General features: G+C 64.9%; 12 protein-coding genes. 4 read left to right on the top strand and 8 right to left on the bottom strand.

Features of this window, described 5'->3' with window-relative positions; genetic code table 11:
* Positions 1 to 110: 110 nt before the first annotated feature.
* Positions 111 to 1,985, bottom strand: coding sequence for a sigma-54-dependent Fis family transcriptional regulator (locus ACFFP0_RS08085; protein ID WP_377258664.1), 1,875 nt, complete (start codon positions 1,983 to 1,985; stop codon positions 111 to 113).
* A gap of 340 nt (positions 1,986 to 2,325) precedes the next feature.
* Here ACFFP0_RS08085 and ACFFP0_RS08080 point away from each other — a divergent pair, with 340 nt between their 5' ends.
* Positions 2,326 to 3,396 (top strand): LLM class flavin-dependent oxidoreductase, encoded by a 1,071-nt coding sequence (locus ACFFP0_RS08080; RefSeq protein WP_377258661.1) that lies wholly within the window; start codon positions 2,326 to 2,328, stop codon positions 3,394 to 3,396.
* A gap of 12 nt (positions 3,397 to 3,408) precedes the next feature.
* On the opposite strand, the gene ACFFP0_RS08075 is transcribed toward ACFFP0_RS08080, so the two are convergent.
* The 6 genes from ACFFP0_RS08075 to ACFFP0_RS08050 form a co-directional block, all read right to left on the bottom strand.
* Positions 3,409 to 4,167, bottom strand: a complete 759-nt coding sequence (locus ACFFP0_RS08075) for an iron ABC transporter ATP-binding protein (RefSeq protein WP_377258658.1) — start codon at positions 4,165 to 4,167, stop codon at positions 3,409 to 3,411.
* Entirely contained in the window at positions 4,164 to 5,105 is a 942-nt protein-coding gene (locus ACFFP0_RS08070) for an iron chelate uptake ABC transporter family permease subunit (protein ID WP_377258655.1), read from the bottom strand. Before ACFFP0_RS08070 ends, ACFFP0_RS08075 begins: the two co-directional genes overlap by 4 nt.
* Positions 5,098 to 6,072 carry an ABC transporter permease gene (locus tag ACFFP0_RS08065; protein WP_377258652.1) on the bottom strand — a complete coding sequence of 325 codons (975 nt, stop codon included), beginning with the start codon at positions 6,070 to 6,072 and terminating at the stop codon, positions 5,098 to 5,100. The genes ACFFP0_RS08070 and ACFFP0_RS08065 overlap by 8 nt, the downstream gene beginning before the upstream one ends.
* Positions 6,069 to 6,968, bottom strand: coding sequence for a siderophore ABC transporter substrate-binding protein (locus tag ACFFP0_RS08060; protein ID WP_377258649.1), 900 nt, complete (start codon positions 6,966 to 6,968; stop codon positions 6,069 to 6,071). The genes ACFFP0_RS08065 and ACFFP0_RS08060 overlap by 4 nt, the downstream gene beginning before the upstream one ends.
* 171 nt (positions 6,969 to 7,139) lie before the next feature.
* The gene (locus ACFFP0_RS08055) at positions 7,140 to 8,759 is read right to left on the bottom strand and encodes an alpha/beta hydrolase-fold protein (RefSeq protein WP_377258646.1); all 1,620 of its coding nucleotides are present in this window, start codon (positions 8,757 to 8,759) and stop codon (positions 7,140 to 7,142) included.
* Positions 8,759 to 10,939, bottom strand: coding sequence for a TonB-dependent siderophore receptor (locus ACFFP0_RS08050; protein ID WP_377258643.1), 2,181 nt, complete (start codon positions 10,937 to 10,939; stop codon positions 8,759 to 8,761). Before ACFFP0_RS08050 ends, ACFFP0_RS08055 begins: the two co-directional genes overlap by 1 nt.
* A 206-nt stretch (positions 10,940 to 11,145) precedes the next feature.
* Here ACFFP0_RS08050 and ACFFP0_RS08045 point away from each other — a divergent pair, with 206 nt between their 5' ends.
* The gene (locus ACFFP0_RS08045; RefSeq protein WP_377258640.1) at positions 11,146 to 12,021 is read left to right on the top strand and encodes a helix-turn-helix transcriptional regulator; all 876 of its coding nucleotides are present in this window, start codon (positions 11,146 to 11,148) and stop codon (positions 12,019 to 12,021) included.
* A 178-nt stretch (positions 12,022 to 12,199) separates the two neighbouring features.
* Here ACFFP0_RS08045 and scpC read toward each other — a convergent pair whose 3' ends face one another.
* The gene (gene scpC, locus ACFFP0_RS08040) at positions 12,200 to 13,693 is read right to left on the bottom strand and encodes a succinyl-CoA:acetate CoA-transferase ScpC (RefSeq protein ID WP_377258637.1); all 1,494 of its coding nucleotides are present in this window, start codon (positions 13,691 to 13,693) and stop codon (positions 12,200 to 12,202) included.
* A gap of 185 nt (positions 13,694 to 13,878) precedes the next feature.
* Between scpC and ACFFP0_RS08035 the strand changes: the two genes are divergently transcribed.
* The gene (locus tag ACFFP0_RS08035; RefSeq protein WP_377258635.1) at positions 13,879 to 14,556 is read left to right on the top strand and encodes a TetR/AcrR family transcriptional regulator; all 678 of its coding nucleotides are present in this window, start codon (positions 13,879 to 13,881) and stop codon (positions 14,554 to 14,556) included.
* Positions 14,553 to 15,407, top strand: a complete 855-nt coding sequence (locus ACFFP0_RS08030; RefSeq protein ID WP_377258632.1) for an amidohydrolase family protein — start codon at positions 14,553 to 14,555, stop codon at positions 15,405 to 15,407. Before ACFFP0_RS08035 ends, ACFFP0_RS08030 begins: the two co-directional genes overlap by 4 nt.
* The last annotated feature ends 15 nt before the right edge of the window (positions 15,408 to 15,422 follow it).

Below are 15,422 nucleotides of genomic sequence, written 5' to 3'. Positions count from 1 at the left end.
GAATTGCCGGCTACGAAAAATCCATCCTTTTCAGTAGATTACAAAGGCAGCGAGAAGACGCCCGCAAGGCGTGCAACACTTGTGCTGCAACAGGTGGCGCAGCGCCTGCATCACTCCCGGCGCCTCAGCCGCCGATGGATCGTCGAGCGGTTGACGCCGAGCTTGCGCGCAAGCGCCGAGACATTGTTGCCGCATTCGCCGAGGGCTCGCCTGAGGTCGTCTTCCCCGCCTGACGCATGCTGTCCCTTCCGGCCGGCCGACAGGTAGTCCGGCAGGCAATCGACATCGATGATGCCGCGATCGGAAAGTGCTGCGGCAACCCGCAGCGCATTGGAAAGTTCACGCAGATTTCCCGGCCAGTCGTACCGCATCAACGCGGCCCGCGCGGCGCCGTCGAGCCGATAGTTCTCCTGGTTCTCGTCTCCGATGCGGCGCAGCAGATGGTCGACCAGCCGAGCCATGTCCCGCCGCTCCCGGAGCGCAGGCAGCGCCAGCGTCACGGCGTTCAGCCGGAAATAGAGATCCTGCCGGAAGCGGCCCTCGGCCACGAGTTCGGCGAGATCGCGGTGGGATGCGGACAGGACGCGCATGCGCACGGGACGCGCTTTCAGCGCCCCCACGGCCTGCACCTCGTTTTCCGACAGCACCCGGAGAAGCCTGCTCTGCAGCGCAAGCGGCATATCGCCGATCTCGTCGAGGAAGAGCGTTCCGCCGTTCGCTTCCTCGATGAGCCCGCGCTTGCCTTTCTGGTTCGCGCCGGTAAAGGCGCCCGGCGCATAGCCGAAAAGCTCGGATTCGATCAGGTGCTCGGGAATCGCCGCGCAGTTGACCGGCACGAAATTGCCGGAAGAGCCGCAGCTTTCATGAATTGCACGCGCCAGATACTCCTTGCCGGTGCCGGTTTCGCCCCGGATGAGGATGGGAATCTCCCGGGCCGCGAGCTTGGCCGCGCGCGCCTGCAGCTTTTCCATCGCCGGATCGCCGAAGCTCAGGTCGCGAAGCGCCCGCGGCAGGCGTGCGGCAGGCTCTTCCGCCCCTCGAAAACTGACGACCGGCGCGATGGCGCTGGCGAAAAGGGCAAGGCCGTTTTTCGCCCGGAGCAGCCGCTCTCCGTTCGGCCGCCCGCGCATCAGCCGCGGCAGGTCGTCCACCTCTATGTCGAAGAAATCCGAAATCGACTGGCCGATGAAGCGGCGCGTGGAAAGGCCCTTCATGTTCATCGCTCGGGCGAGCGAGCCGAAGCCGCCATGCGTCATGCCGGTGATGCGGCCGCTTCCATCGAGCGCGATCGCCGCATCCGGGTCGACGTCGAGGAATTCCGGCGAACGCGCCAGCCGCAGCACCCAGTCGTTGCGCGTGCGCGTCATCAGATTGGCAAGCTCGATGCGGCGCGCGGTCGAGGCGACGAGATGAAGCGCGAGCTGCTGGCTCGCCTTGGCGGTCGGCGAGCGGAGCTGCGAGATGTCGAGCACGGCGGTCAGGTCGCCCAGCGTGTCGAAAACCGGGGCTGCCGTGCAGGTCAGCCCTATGTGGCTGGTATCGAAATGATCGTCCTGGTGGATGATGACCGGCTCGCCGGAGACGATGCAGGCGCCGACGGCGCAGGTTCCGGCACGGTTTTCCGACCATTCGGAGCCCAGGTAGAGGCCCGCCTTGCGGAGCAGGTTGTCGAATGTCGGGTCACCCATGAAATCGACCGTCACGCCACGCGCATCGGACAGGAGCAGCACATAGTGCTGCCCGGCGACCTGGTTGAAGAGCGCCTCCAGGCCGGAACGGCCGATGCGGATCAGTTCCTCGGCCTGCTCGCGATGCTCGCGCAGCGTCGCCTCCGGCACGATATAGGCTTCCTGCGCGGTGGCAGGGTCGAGCTTGTAATCGTTGAGGCAGCGCAGCCAGGACTGGATGACGGGCGCGTCGCGCGGGCTCATCGCACCCATGGCGACACGCTCGATCTCGCGAATGTGCGACAGCGTCGACACCATGCAGACTTCCTCCCGCCGGGATCGTCGCACAGTAGACGCCTCGCTTCAAGCAACTTGCCCCTGCGACGGAGCACGGGAGCTCCCGTCCGCAGCCGCGCATCGTCTCGCCCGCGTCAAATGACCGGCGGCGGGGACAAGGGTTCAAGCCATCGCCTCTTCCGGGGACGATTTTCTCCCAATCGCCGGACGAAAGAAATAAACAGTCTACAGTTTTCATAGGAAATTACGCACCCTGCGTCCTGAAACCTGTGGCGGAGACGGCCGCAGGTCCTGCGAAACGGCACAGGCGGCCACCCCCGCCTGATCCCGTCATCCAGTCACCCGAAACCACAGGCATCGCATGAGCGGCAATTCCGAATTTCTCTGGTATATCCCGAACGACGTCAAAGCCGGTCATCGGGGCGATGCCGTCATCGAGAACCACAACAGCCTCGATACGCTGACCAGCCAGGCAAGGGCGCTGGAGGAACACGGCTGGAAGGGTGCGCTCATCGGCACCGGCTGGGGCAGACCCGATACATTCACCGTCGCCGCCTCGCTCGCAGCGCGCACCACCACGTTCGAACCGCTCATCGCGATCCGCCCGGGTTATTGGCGGCCGGCGAACTTCGCTTCCGCGGCCGCCACGCTGGACCACCTCACGGGCGGCCGGGTGCGGGTCAACATCGTGTCGGGACAGGACAATCTCGCAGCCTACGGCGACAGCGAGGGCGACCAGCCCCACCGCTATGCCCGCACCAGGGAATTCATGCGGCTGGTCCGCCGGCTGTGGACCGAGGAGAACGTCACCCACGATGGCGAGCATTTCCGGGTCGACGGGTCCACCGTGGTACCGCGCATCCAGGCCCGCGGCGACCGCCGGCACCCCAGGCTCTATTTCGGCGGCGCCTCCGAAGCGGCCGAGCGCGTCTCCGCCGCCGAGGCCGATGTCCAGCTCTTCTGGGGCGAGCCGCTCGACGGCATCCGGGAGCGGATCGAACGGCTCAGGCGGCTGAGCCGGGAACTGGACCGCGACCTGCCCGCGCTGGAATTCGGCCTGCGCATCACCACCCTCGTCCGCGACACCACGGAACAGGCCTGGGCCGATGCCGAGGCGAAGGTCGCCGAGATGGCCAGGAGCCAGGGCGCCGGCTGGAACGACCACAAACGGGCCGTTGCGGTCGGCCAGCGGCGGCTCCTCGATCTGCACCAGCGCGGCGACGTCCTCGACGACAACCTCTATACCGCGCCGGGCAGGTATGGCGGGGGCGGCGCCGGCACCACATGGCTGGTCGGCTCGGCGGAAGACGTCGCCCGCTCGCTGCGCAGATACCGGGATCTCGGCATCACCCAGTTCGTGCTCTCCGACACGCCTTACCTGTCCGAAATCGGGCGGCAGGGCGACCAGTTGCTTCCGCTGCTGCGCGACTGAGGCTGGAGCGGTTTAAAGATGGTGCAAGACCAAGGGCTTGCCTTCGAAGGTCTCGACACGCATGCGGAACCCGAAAATACCCTCCAGGATATCGGGCGTGAGGATGTCGCCGGGCGGCCCGTCCGCCGCGACCCGCCCTCCCTTCATCGCAACGATCCGGTCCGCATAGGCGCTCGCCTGGTTGATGTCGTGCAGCACGATGACGACCGTCTTGCCGCTTTCATCCGCGACGGCGCGTAGCGACCGCATCAGTTCGCGGGCATAATACATGTCGAGATTGTTGAGCGGCTCATCGAGCAGCAGGTAATCCGTCCCCTGGGCGAAAGTCATGGCGACGAGCGCGCGCTGCCGCTGCCCGCCCGACAGCGTCTCGATGAAACGATCGGCGAGATCGGTGAGATCGAACTGCCGGAGCGACTGGTCGATGATCGCCCGGTCCTCCTGCGTCAGCCGTCCGCGGCCATGCGGGAAACGGCCGAAACCGACAAGTTCGCGCACGCGAAGCCTGCTGGCGATCACCGAATCCTGCCGCAATATGGCGATGACCTTCGCAAGCTCCCGGCTGGGCGTGCTGCCGACATTCAGGCCGTCGATGCTGATCGCGCCCTTCCGCAACGGCTGGAGCCTGGCGACGAGCGACAGAAGCGAGGACTTGCCCGCGCCGTTCGGGCCGATCAGGGCGGTGATGCCCCCTTTCGGGATCGTCAGGCTGACGTCGTGCAGGACCGGCGTCGTCCGGTATTCGAGCGAGACGTTTTCTATCCGGATCATCTGCGGCCCCCCAGGATCAACAGCAGGAGGAAGGCGATCCCGCCGACGAACTCGATGACGACGCTCAACGCCGAACTGTTGCCCAGCCCATGCTGGAAAAGGCTCTGCCCGCCGACGAGAATGACGATCGCGGTCAGCGCCGCTGCCGGCAGCAATATCGCATGCCGCCGGGTGTCCGCGATGCGCTCGGCAAGAGCGACGACCAGCAGGCCGAAAAACGCCACCGGGCCGACAAGCGCCGTCGAGACGGCGACCAGCGCCGAAACGAGCAGCAGCAGGCCCGTCACGGTGCGTGTCCAGGAAATACCGAGGCCGGTCGCCGCATCCGAACCCAGCGAAACGATATCGAGCACATGCCGTGCGCGCCAGGCGATCGCCGCGGCGGCAACGGTGACGATCGTAGCGAAGACCAGCAGGTCGGTGCGGACCGTGTTGAAATTGGCGAAGCTTGCGCCCTGCGCCACCGCGAATTCATTCGGATCGATGAGGCGCGCGAGCAGCGCCTGGAGGCTGCGGAACAGCACGCCGAAAATGACGCCGGCAAGCAGCATCAGGCCCATGTCCAGGCGCTGCCTCAACATCGGCATCAGCAGCGCGCAGGCCAATCCCATCAGCAGGAGGACCTCCACGCCGAATTTCAGCCGGGGGTCGAGCGAGACATATCCGATGCCACCCAGAAGGAAGACCATGAGCATCTGGCCGAAAAGATACAGGGCGTCGAGCCCCATGATCGACGGCGTCAGTATCCGGTTTCCGGTGACCGTCTGGAAGATCACCGTGGAGATCGCGATCGAGACGCCGACCTGGAGAAGCGCCGCCAGCTTGACGGCCCGCAATTCCAGCACGAAGGCGATATTGCCCCGCAGCCCGATCGCCAGGAAGGCGGCCACGCAGACGATTGCGGCCAGGCCGAGGCCGATGAGGCGGCGGTCAGGCATGGTCGGCACGACGAAAGAGGAGCCAGAGGAAGACGGAACCGCCGACAACGCCCATGACCGTGCCGACGGGGATTTCGTAGGGAAAGCGGATCAGCCGGCCGATGATGTCGCAGCCGAGCACCAGGGCCGCGCCGGTTGCCGCCACCCAGGCAAGCGTCCCCCGCAGGTTGTCGCCCATCAGCCGGGAGACGATGTTCGGCACGACAAGCCCGACGAAGGGGATCATGCCGACCACGACGACGGTGAGCGCGGAAATGACGGAGACGATGACGAGGCCGAGCTGCATCATGCGCGCGTAATCGATGCCGAGCCCGATGCTCGCGTCGCGGCCCAGCGCCATGATGGTCAGCCGGTCCGCGACGAACCAGGCGATCGCCACCATCAACGCGGCGATCCAGAGCAGTTCGTACCGGCCACGCAGCACGCCTGAGAAATCGCCGTTGGTCCAGATGGACAGGAATTGCAGGAGATCGGCCTGCCACGCCACGAACGTGGCGGCAGCCCCGATGACGCCGCCATAGACGATCCCGAACAGCGGCACGAGGAAAGGCTGCGCCGGCGGCAGCCGATGCGCGGTCGCCAGGAAGACGGACGTGCCGGCAAGCGCGACGCCGCCGGCAAACAGGGTCTTCAACGGCAGCGAGATTCCCGGCCAGAGAAGGGTTGCGACGAGGATGCCGAGCTCCGCGCTCTGGGCGGTCCCGGCCGTGGCCGGCTCGACGAAGCGGTTGCGGGCGAGCGTCTGCATGATGAGCCCGGCAATCGCAAGTCCGGCCCCCGCAAGCAGGGCGGCGAACGTGCGCGGCAGCCTGCTGACGAGCAGAAGCTGAAGCGCTTCCGGATCGTCCAGAAGCCGGGCGAGCGGCAGGTCGCTGACGCCGACCGAAAGGCTGAGCACGAACAGGACCGCAAGCCCGAGGCTTGCGATCAGCGTTCGCAGGGGCGCTGGCGACGGGACGGCATTCATCGGGCGGCGGCGAAGGCCTTCGCGATCGTGTCCATCACGCGCTGCATGGACTGCACGCCGCCGGCGGAAATATAGAATTCCGCGGCCGGCAGATAGATGACCTGCCCCTTCTTCCAGGCGGTGGTTTCGGCAACGAGTTCGTTATCGAGCGTGGCCTGCGCCAGTTGCTCGCCGGAGCCGATGGCCGCAGCCCGGTCGAGCACGAGCAGCCAATCGGGATTGGCCTTGCGGATGAACTCGAAGGAAACGGCTTCCCCGTGCGTCGCGGCCTCGATGTCGGGAACGGCGGGCGGAAGCTGCAATGCGGCATGAACCCAGCCGAAGCGCGAGCCGGGTCCGTAGGCGGAAATCTTGGGGCCGTTCGTCATGACGACCATCCCTTTGCCCTTGCCCGCAACCGCCGCTCTGGCCGCCTGAACCTCGGCGTCCAGCTCACGCAGGGCGGCCTCGGCCTCCTGCGATTTCCCGAACAGCGCGCCGTAGCCCGCCAGCCTTTCCTTCGCCTGCCTGAGCAGGTCGTCGCCGTCCATCGTCATGTCGATCGTCGGGGCGACCCGGGCGACCGCCGCCGCCTTGGCGGACGAACGGCCGCCGACGATGACAAGGTCCGGCCCAAGAGCGCTCAAGGCCTCAAGATCCGGCTCGAAGAGGTCGCCCACCACGTCCGCGCCTTCCTTGACGTGCTCCAGTTCGGAGACATAGAGCTTTTTCGGCACGCCGGCGGGGCGGATTCCGAGGCGATCCAAAGTGTCGATCGCGGCCATGTCGTAGACGGCTATCTTCTTCGGCGTGTCCGCCACCGTCACCGGCCCCTTGGCGGTGGATATCTCGACGGCATTGGCTGCGAACGCAAAGGCAATGGCGGCGACCGCGACGGCTATTCCGGAATATCTCATTTTCTTCGCCCACTTTCACTTAAAGGCCGGCATCGCGGCAAGGCCTTCCTGGATGTTCAGGGGCCGGCGATCAGGCCGACCGGCCGGCCTGCGGATATGCGCCGCTGCAAGCCGGCAATGGAAACATCACTCCCTTACTCATGTTTTCATCAAGATGAAAGCATTGAGTTTCTATTTCCGGTCACGCGGAAACAGTGCGATCAATCCATCGGAAATGACCCCGCGCCATATTAGATAGTCGTGGCCTCCGGCATATTCCCGATAGACCACGGGAACGTCCCTGGCGCGAAGCAGGTCGCGCAGGTGACGGTTGGTCTCGAGAATGCCGGCTGCTCCGCCATGGGCGGTCTCGAACAGTCCGGCCGACAGGAAAAACCGCAGGTTCGGCGGCGGATTTTCCGCGACAAGGCCCGCGACATATTCCGCGCGGTCCTCCGGCGTGCCGGGCGGGCTCCACCAGAACGAACCCGACATGGACAGGACGTTGCCGAAGGCCTCGGGATGACGCATGGCGACGGTGGTCGCGGCAAGCCCGCCGTAACTCGACCCGGCAAGTACCGTGCGTTCGGGGCGGGCGGCAAGCCCGGTCTCCTGCAGGATGCGCGGAAGCAATTCCTTCGCCATGAATTCCGCAAACTGCGGATTTGCAGGCAATTCCCGCGCCCGCGCCGGTCCATCCGGATTGGCGACGAATACCGCGAGGGTCGGCGGGATCGCTCCCGCGGCGATCATATTGTCGAGTATCCTCGGCACCGGAACCCGGTTCGTGTATTCATCCGCATCGAAGACAAAGAGCAGGACGTTGTCTTCCGCTTCCGGCACGAAACCTGCCGGACGGTAGACCGTGATTTCACGCGTGTTCCCGAGCGTGCGGCTTGCAAGCGAAAACCGGGTCAACGCCCCTTGCGGGCCCTCCTTCCCTTCGAGCCAAGGCTGCGGCGGGGCGTCCTCCAGTTTAAGGATCGAGTCCTGATCGTAGGCATCGACGGCATCGGCCGGCCAGGGGTGACGGTTCAGGGGATCGGCCTTCGCGGTGGCCAGAATGGCGACTCGCCTTTCGCGCGGCGTACCCGGCAGATCCGGCACGTCGAATGCAAGCTGGTAGGACAGCCGCGTCGCGGCAGGCACTTCGAAGCTGCGGAACCAGATGTCGGAGCCGGCAAGCCGCTGCAATTCCTCGTGGTCGCCCGAAGGCGCGCCGAAGAGCCGGATATTGCGCTTCGCACCCCGGCCGACGAAGGTCACGATCCTGCGGCCGGCGGAACCATCCTCCACCAGCGGCGTGCCGCGCTCGCCGACCATTTGCCAGAACGCTTCGGTCGATCGCCCCGCCTCGATCCCCGCGGCGGCATCGGCAATGATGCGGCTGAGATAGGCAGGCCGGGGCGTCCGCTGCTCGGCCACCGGGACTCGCTTCTCGACGACCAGCGAATAGCTGCCGGCCGGCTGCCTTGCGGTGACGACCAGGCGATCCGGCCGATCGCCGGCCACGAACTGGAACTCCGCAATGCCGGCGGCGTCCCCGGCGAGCCGCCGGACATACCCGCCCTGCGGATCGACCAGATCGAGATCAAAGCGCCCGGCCTCCACAGTCAGGCGGCCTTTGAGATAGTCGCCTGCCGAAGCGCCCGGATCGAAAACCTGCCGTCCCCCAATCTCCCCGATCTTTCCGGACGCCTTTTCCCCGATCGCCAGAACGGCCGGCGGCGGCAGGGGTTCGGAAGAGGCTTCGGACGAAATCATCGGGACCACCGCCGCGACCAGGATACAGAACCGTACAATTCGCAACATCACCAGCGCTTCTTCAATGTGGCTACGATGCTGCGCCCCTCGCCATAGAAGCAGGCATAGGCGGTGGCGCAGGATGCGACATATCGCTCATCGCCGATATTCTTGACGTTGACCTGCAGCGACAGCCCCTCCCAGTCCGGGTTCGCCGCGCCGAAGTCGTAGGATACCATCGCGTCGAAGAGCGTGACGTCGTCGACCTTGAACGTGTTGCCGCCGTTGCCCCAGCTCGAACCGATATAGCGTATGCCGCCGCCGACCGTGAGGCCGTCCAGCGCGCCCTGGTCGAAACCATAGGTGGCCCAGAGCGAAGCTTGATGTCGCGGTATACGGGCCGGCGTCTTGCCAACCTCCGACGTGTCGACGGATTCCTTGACCTCGGAATCGATATAGCTGTAACCGGCGATCAGGGAGAGATTGCTGGTGATTTCGGCACGGGCAGACAGTTCCAGACCCCGGTTGTGGATCTTGCCGATCTGGGAATAGACCGTCTGGTCCAATGCCGAATCCCATGTGCCGCTGACGACATCGTTCTGGGTGAGATCGTAGTAGGCCGCGGTGAGAAGGATGTTGCCGCCCTCGGGGGCATATTTCACGCCGACCTCGAACTGTTCGGCCATGGTCGGCGAAAAGGCCCCTGCACCGGCCGGCGGCGTATACAGCGCAGGTTCGAAGGACGTCGCATAGCTGACATAGGGCGCGATGCCATTGTCGAAGGCATAAAGCGCGCCGGCACGCCAGGTGAAGGCTCCGTCGTCGTAGGACTGGTCGTTGTTCGTGGCCAGCCGGTCGTCGATATCCGTGCCGGCCCAGTCGTAGCGGATGCCCGCCAGCAGGTTGAGCCTGCCGATCTCGACCTGGTCCTGGAGATAGATCCCCGTCTGCCAGGCCTTCAGTTCCTGAAGGCTCGTGGTCGTCAGGACGAGGGAGTCATAGTCGAAACCGCCATATTGCGGATCGGCTATGTTGATGCTCGGCACGGAGGTGCGGCCCCATTGATAGTCCCGATGGCGATATTGGAAATCCAGCCCGCCGAGAAGCGTGTGTTGCGCGGCTCCCGTCTCGAACCTGGCCTCCACCTGATTGTCGATAGTGAACTGGTGCCAGGTCTCCGTTCCGCCGCTGGCGGACCGGCTGACGATGGTGTTCGCCCCTGTCGCCGGATCGGCGCTGGCACTGCCGTAGACAAGGGTATGATGCAGCCAATCCACCCAATGATAGCGGGCGTTCTGCCGGAAGGTAATGTCGTCCGTCAGCTCATGCTCGAACTGGTAGCCGATCCAGGCCTGTTCGCGCTCCGCGCGCTCGAAATCGGGATCGGAGACGAAGAAGTCGCGCGGCACGTAACCGAAGCCTGCGATCGGATAGACCGTGCCGGCCGCGTCGAGGAAATTTCGGAAACCGGCGTCGGGCTCGTTCTGGTAGCCGCCGAGGACCGTCAGCGACGTTCCCTCATCGGGAGCCCAGGTGATCGAGGGGGCGATCGCGAAGGACCGCTGTTCGGCGTAGTCCTCCTGCAGGTCGCGGCTGAGCCCCGATATGGCGATGCGATAGGCCAGCGTGTCGTCGATCCTGTTGCCGATGTCGAGGCCGGCGGAGAAATACCTGTCCGTCCCGAAGGAAAACTCGACTTCGTGAAGCGGCGTTTCCGTGGGCTTCTTGCTGACCATGTTGACGACGCCACCGGGATTGGCCTGGCCATAGAGGATGGAGGAAGGCCCCGACAGCAGCTCCACCCTTTCGAGCAGATAGGGATCGATCTTCGCGTAGGAGAGATCGCTGGCGAGGAACAGGCCGTCGAGATATTTCGGGACGTAATAGAAGCCGCGGACGAAGAGTTCGTCGCGCAGGTTGGATGCGCCGCGATATTCGGTGAAGACCCCGGGCGTGTAGCGAAGCGCTTCCGCGACCGATTGCGCATGCTGATCCTGGATCTGGTCTTTCGAGACGACGCTCACGGATTGCGGCGTCCTGGCGATCGGCGTGTCGGTCTTGGTTCCCGCAGTGCTCTGTTTTGCGACGTAACCTTCGACCGGGCCGGTCCCCTTTTCCGCACCTTCGCCGCGGATGACGATCGGTTTCAGTTCGGTATCCTCTTGCGAACCGGTCTGTTCCTGCGCCATGGCGGCGTTCAAAGCGATGATGCTCGCTGCAGCCAGCAGCCCGATGCGATATCCAGCCATCGACGGCGAAATTCCCCTCATTGCCCCACTCACATGCGATGAGCGCCGGCGGGAACCGGCGCTAAACTTGATTGACATTGTCATGTATACGGGTAGCCTAAGCGGGCTGTCGATCAGAAAGACTTTCGCAAAAACGGCAAAGAACTACGCACAAGCCGCATCGCCCGATGTCTCGCTCACGGGCGGGCGATGGGAAGGACGACGAATTGAACATCAGGATCAAACCGGAAATCCCCCAGCACCTGTTCGTGGGCGCCATCGATGGCCCATCGACATGCACGCCGAACGACAATCTCCATGACGTCTGGCCGAAATTCCTGGTGATGGTCCTGCTTCAGGGGCAGCAGCACTTCGTGATGGACGGCGAGCATTTCCGGATCGATGCGGGCGATGCCGGCAGCGCCGAACCGCTGGTTTTCATGCTGAACGTGGCACGCGGCTGCAAATTGCAGTTCATCAACGAGACCGAGACGCCCCTGCGCAAGGTGATGATCTCCGCGCCGCTTCCCTGGATCGAACGGCTGATCAAGTCCCAGCCCACGAGCATGCCGAAGCTGAGATCGTTTTTCTCCCGGCACCTCGCCGAGTTCCGCTTCAGTCCGAACAGACATCTGGTCCAGGTCGCCGAGCACATCGTCAAGCCGCCGACGGCGATGACCGGCGAGCTTCTGACGCTCTACCGCAACGCCCATGCCTTCGACATCCTGTGCCAGGCCTGCGCCATCCTGGTCAGTGCCGAAACGGAAACGCCGCACCGACCGACCGTGCTGAGCCGGCTGCAGGGCGAAAGGGTTCGCGACTATATTCTCGCCCATGTCCGCGAGAACCTGACGCTCGACCGCATCGCGCGCCATGTGGGCGTCAGCACCTCGTCGATGCAGCGGCACTTCAAGGAACGGTTCGGCATGACGGTGTCGGATTTCATCCGCCAGAAGCGGCTGGAGATGGCTCGCTCCGCCCTGGAAAGGGATGGCATTCCGATCTCGCAGGCCGCCTATATCGCCGGATACCGCAACCCCTCGAGCTTCACCACGGCCTTCAAGAAGACCTACGGCGTCTCACCCAAACACCGGCGGGCGTGAACCGGCTCAGGCTTTGCCACCGTCACACGCCGTTCCGCATGATCGCATCGACCTCGCATGCCAGCGCGCCGGGAGCGCCTGCCCGATTTTCCGGACAGGAAAGAGGGCATCCCTGCCCTCTTCCGCCTTCACCTGCCCGACCGCCACGGCATCCGTATTTCTGTCTTCCGGGCAACCGTCAGGCGCGGCGCATCGTGCCTGTCTGGCGGCTTCTTTCGTGCCAGGAGAACGCCTCTTCGAGAAGATGGGGCGTCTGTCCGCCGCGCGCCGAGGCGCGCTGGAAATAGTCCGCCAGATCATCCCGGAAATCCGGATGGGAACAGTTGGCGATGATCTGCCCGGCGCGTTCGCGGGGCGCAAGCTCGCGCAGGTCCGCCAGACCGTTTTCGGTGACGATGATGTCCACGTCGTGTTCGGTATGGTCCACATGCGGCACCATGGGAACCACGGAGGAAAGCCTGCCGCCCTTGGCCACCGACTTGCTGACGAAGATCGACAGATAGGCGTTGCGGGCGAAATCGCCCGAGCCGCCGATGCCGTTCATCATATGCGTGCCGTTCACATGGGTGGAATTGACGTTGCCGTAGATATCCACCTCGAGCGCCGTGTTGATGCCGATGACGCCGAGCCTGCGGATCACCTCCGGATGGTTGCTGATCTCCTGCGGGCGCAGCACCAGCTTGTCGCGGTACTTGTGGAACTGGCCGAAGACCCGCTCGGCACAGCCTGCCGAAAGCGTGATCGAGGAGCCGGAGGCAAACGACAGCTTTCCGGCGTCGAAGAGGTCGAACGTGCTGTCCTGCAGGACCTCGCTATACATGCGCAGGTGATGGAAGGGTCCGTCGGCAAGGCCCGTCAGCACGGAATTGGCGATGGTTCCGATACCCGCCTGCAGCGGCTGCAGCGTCAGGTCGAGCCGGCCCCTGGCGACTTCCTCCTCCAGGAAACGGATGAGGTGGCCGGCAATCGCCCTGGTGTCCGTGTCGGAAGGTTCGACGGTCGAGAAACTGTCCTTCTCGTCGGTCACGACGATCGCGGCGATCTTCTCGGGGTCGATCGGCACGTAGGAAAAACCGACGCGGCTGTCGCAGGCCACGACCGGGATCGGCACACGCGACGGGCGCTTCGTCGGAATGTAGATGTCGTGCAGGCCTTCGAGCTCGGCCGGCTGGCTGAGATTGATCTCGACGATGATCTTCTTCGCCAGGATCGCGAAGCTCGCGGAATTGCCGATCGAGGTCGACGGCACGATGCCGCCGTCCTCGGTGATCGCCGCCGCCTCGATGACCGCATAGTCGATCGGGCCGAGCTGGTTCGAGCGCAGATGCTCCACCGTCTCCGAAAGATGCTGGTCGATGAACATCACCTCGCCGCGGTTGATCGCGCTGCGCAGCGTCGCGTCCGACTGGAAAGGCATGCGGCGCGCAAGCACATGGGCTTCGGTCAGCATCCGGTCGATATCGTGGCCGAGGGATGCGCCGGTGATCAGCGTGATCTTGAACGGGTCGGTCTTCGCCCGCTCCGCCATGGCGATGGGCACGGCCTTGGCGTCGCCGGCGCGGGTGAACCCGCTCATGCCGATGATCATGCCGTCCTTGATGAGACTGGCGGCCTGCTGGGGGGTGGTGACGCGGTCGAGGAGCGAGGGGCGGCGGATGCGGGTTTCGAGCATGGAAGCATTCTGGCTGTTGAGGACGGGAAGACGTTAGGCAGAGGGTCTATGCCCCTCATTGACCAACGTCAAATCCGGATCGCGCCGGAAACGGGGCGCATGCATCTTTTTCACCCACAGTTGACTCCGGGCCTCAATTTGTACATTTGTACAAATTATAAATACGAACGACCAATGAGAATATCATGCGCCCGAGCCTGCGCGAAACCCTGCTCCGAAACGCCGTGTCGCTGTTTTCCCGCAGCGGATACAACGCCGTGTCGCTGCGCGACATCGCCAAGGCTTCCGGCGCCAATGTCGGCAGCCTCACCTATCATTTCGGCTCGAAGGCCAACCTTCTCAGGGAGATCTACGAGCGCCACACGAAGCCGATGAATGCGCGCCGTCTCGAACTGCTGGGCGAGGCGCGCCGGATCAGCGATCCGGACGAACGGCTGGCGGCGGTGCTGCGCGCCTATGTGGTGCCGGCCTTCACCTCCTCCAGCGAAGGCGATGGCGGAGGTGCCGAATTCACGCGCATGCGCGCCGTCCTGTCGGCGGAAGGCAACCCGGACGCACGCCAGATCATCGCCGATGCCTTCGACGAGACGAGCCGGGCCTTCATCGACGCGCTGGCCGGCTGCGTGCCGGGTGCGCCGCTCGAAGGTCTTGTCTGGCGCAGCCAGTTCCTGCTCGGCGCGCTTTATTACGCCCTCGTCAATCCGGAGCGCGTGACGCGCCTTTCGGAAGGGGCGGTGAACGGGGAAGACCGGGAGGCCGCCGTCCACCAGATCGTCGAAGCGAGCTACGCGAGCTTCAGGAGCCTTGCCGCCGGCACCGGGTCGCCGGCGGCGGACAACCTCATCCAGGGAAGGACAGCATGAGCGATCCCCATGCCCAGCACCGCCGCAAACCGGATTTCATTCTTCCCGCCGGTGGCTGCGATGCCCATTGCCACGTCTTCGGTCCGGGCGCGGTCTTCCCCTACGCGCCGAACCGCCGCTACACGCCGGAGGATGCGCCAAGGGAGGCGCTGGCGGCGCTTCACGACCGGCTCGGCGTCGATCGCGCCGTGATCGTGCAGGCGAGCTGCCACGGGACAGACAACCGCGCCATGCTGGACGCGATCGCCTGGCGTCCGCACCGATATCGCGGCGTCGCCGTCGTCGACGACACGTTCGACGACAAGGCCTATCAGGCGCTCGACGACGGCGGCGTGCGCGGCGTGCGCTTCAATTTCGTCCGCCATCTCGGCGGAGCGCCGGACATGGGCGTCTTCGACTGCGTGATCGACCGGATCAAGGGCCGCGGCTGGCATGCGGTGCTGCATCTCGACGCCGTCGATATCGTGCCGCTTTCCGGCGTGATCCGGCGCCTGCCCGTCCCTTACGTCATCGACCACATGGGCAGGGTGGATACCCGGCTCGGCACGCAACAGCCGGCGTTCCAGACGCTCCTCGAACTCGCCCGGCAGGAGAACTGCTGGATCAAGGTCTGCGGCTCGGAGCGGATTTCCTCCTTCCCGTTCGATGCGGCGGTGCCGTTCGCCCGGGCGCTCGTGGAGGCGAGCCCCGGAAGAACCCTGTGGGGCACGGATTTTCCGCATCCCAACCTCAAGGAGCCGGTCGACGAGGCCGATCTCGTGGACCTCGTTCCGCGCCTTGCGATCCGCGCGGAGGACCGACAGCGGCTGCTCGTCGACAATCCCGCGCGTCTTTACGGTTTCGCCGCCTGAGCGGCATTCGATGGA

The organism is Neorhizobium puerariae (assembly GCF_042429745.1).
In the GTDB taxonomy this organism is placed as follows: Bacteria; Pseudomonadota; Alphaproteobacteria; order Rhizobiales; family Rhizobiaceae; genus Neorhizobium; species Neorhizobium puerariae.
The sequence above is the reverse complement of the archived record's forward strand: the minus strand, read 5'-3'. Positions and strand labels throughout refer to the sequence as shown.

Bases quoted from the DNA above. Each gene is read 5' to 3' on its own strand.
- ACFFP0_RS08055 (WP_377258646.1), bottom strand. From the start codon at position 8,759: ATGTTGCGAATTGTACGGTTCTGTATCCTGGTCGCGGCGGTGGTCCCG.
- ACFFP0_RS08060 (WP_377258649.1), bottom strand. From the start codon at position 6,968: ATGAGATATTCCGGAATAGCCGTCGCGGTCGCCGCCATTGCCTTTGCG.
- ACFFP0_RS08075 (WP_377258658.1), bottom strand. From the start codon at position 4,167: ATGATCCGGATAGAAAACGTCTCGCTCGAATACCGGACGACGCCGGTC.
- ACFFP0_RS08070 (WP_377258655.1), bottom strand. From the start codon at position 5,105: ATGCCTGACCGCCGCCTCATCGGCCTCGGCCTGGCCGCAATCGTCTGC.
- ACFFP0_RS08050 (WP_377258643.1), bottom strand. From the start codon at position 10,939: ATGGCTGGATATCGCATCGGGCTGCTGGCTGCAGCGAGCATCATCGCT.
- ACFFP0_RS08030 (WP_377258632.1), top strand. From the start codon at position 14,553: ATGAGCGATCCCCATGCCCAGCACCGCCGCAAACCGGATTTCATTCTT.
- scpC (WP_377258637.1), bottom strand. From the start codon at position 13,693: ATGCTCGAAACCCGCATCCGCCGCCCCTCGCTCCTCGACCGCGTCACC.
- ACFFP0_RS08085 (WP_377258664.1), bottom strand. From the start codon at position 1,985: ATGGTGTCGACGCTGTCGCACATTCGCGAGATCGAGCGTGTCGCCATG.
- ACFFP0_RS08035 (WP_377258635.1), top strand. From the start codon at position 13,879: ATGCGCCCGAGCCTGCGCGAAACCCTGCTCCGAAACGCCGTGTCGCTG.
- ACFFP0_RS08080 (WP_377258661.1), top strand. From the start codon at position 2,326: ATGAGCGGCAATTCCGAATTTCTCTGGTATATCCCGAACGACGTCAAA.
- ACFFP0_RS08065 (WP_377258652.1), bottom strand. From the start codon at position 6,072: ATGAATGCCGTCCCGTCGCCAGCGCCCCTGCGAACGCTGATCGCAAGC.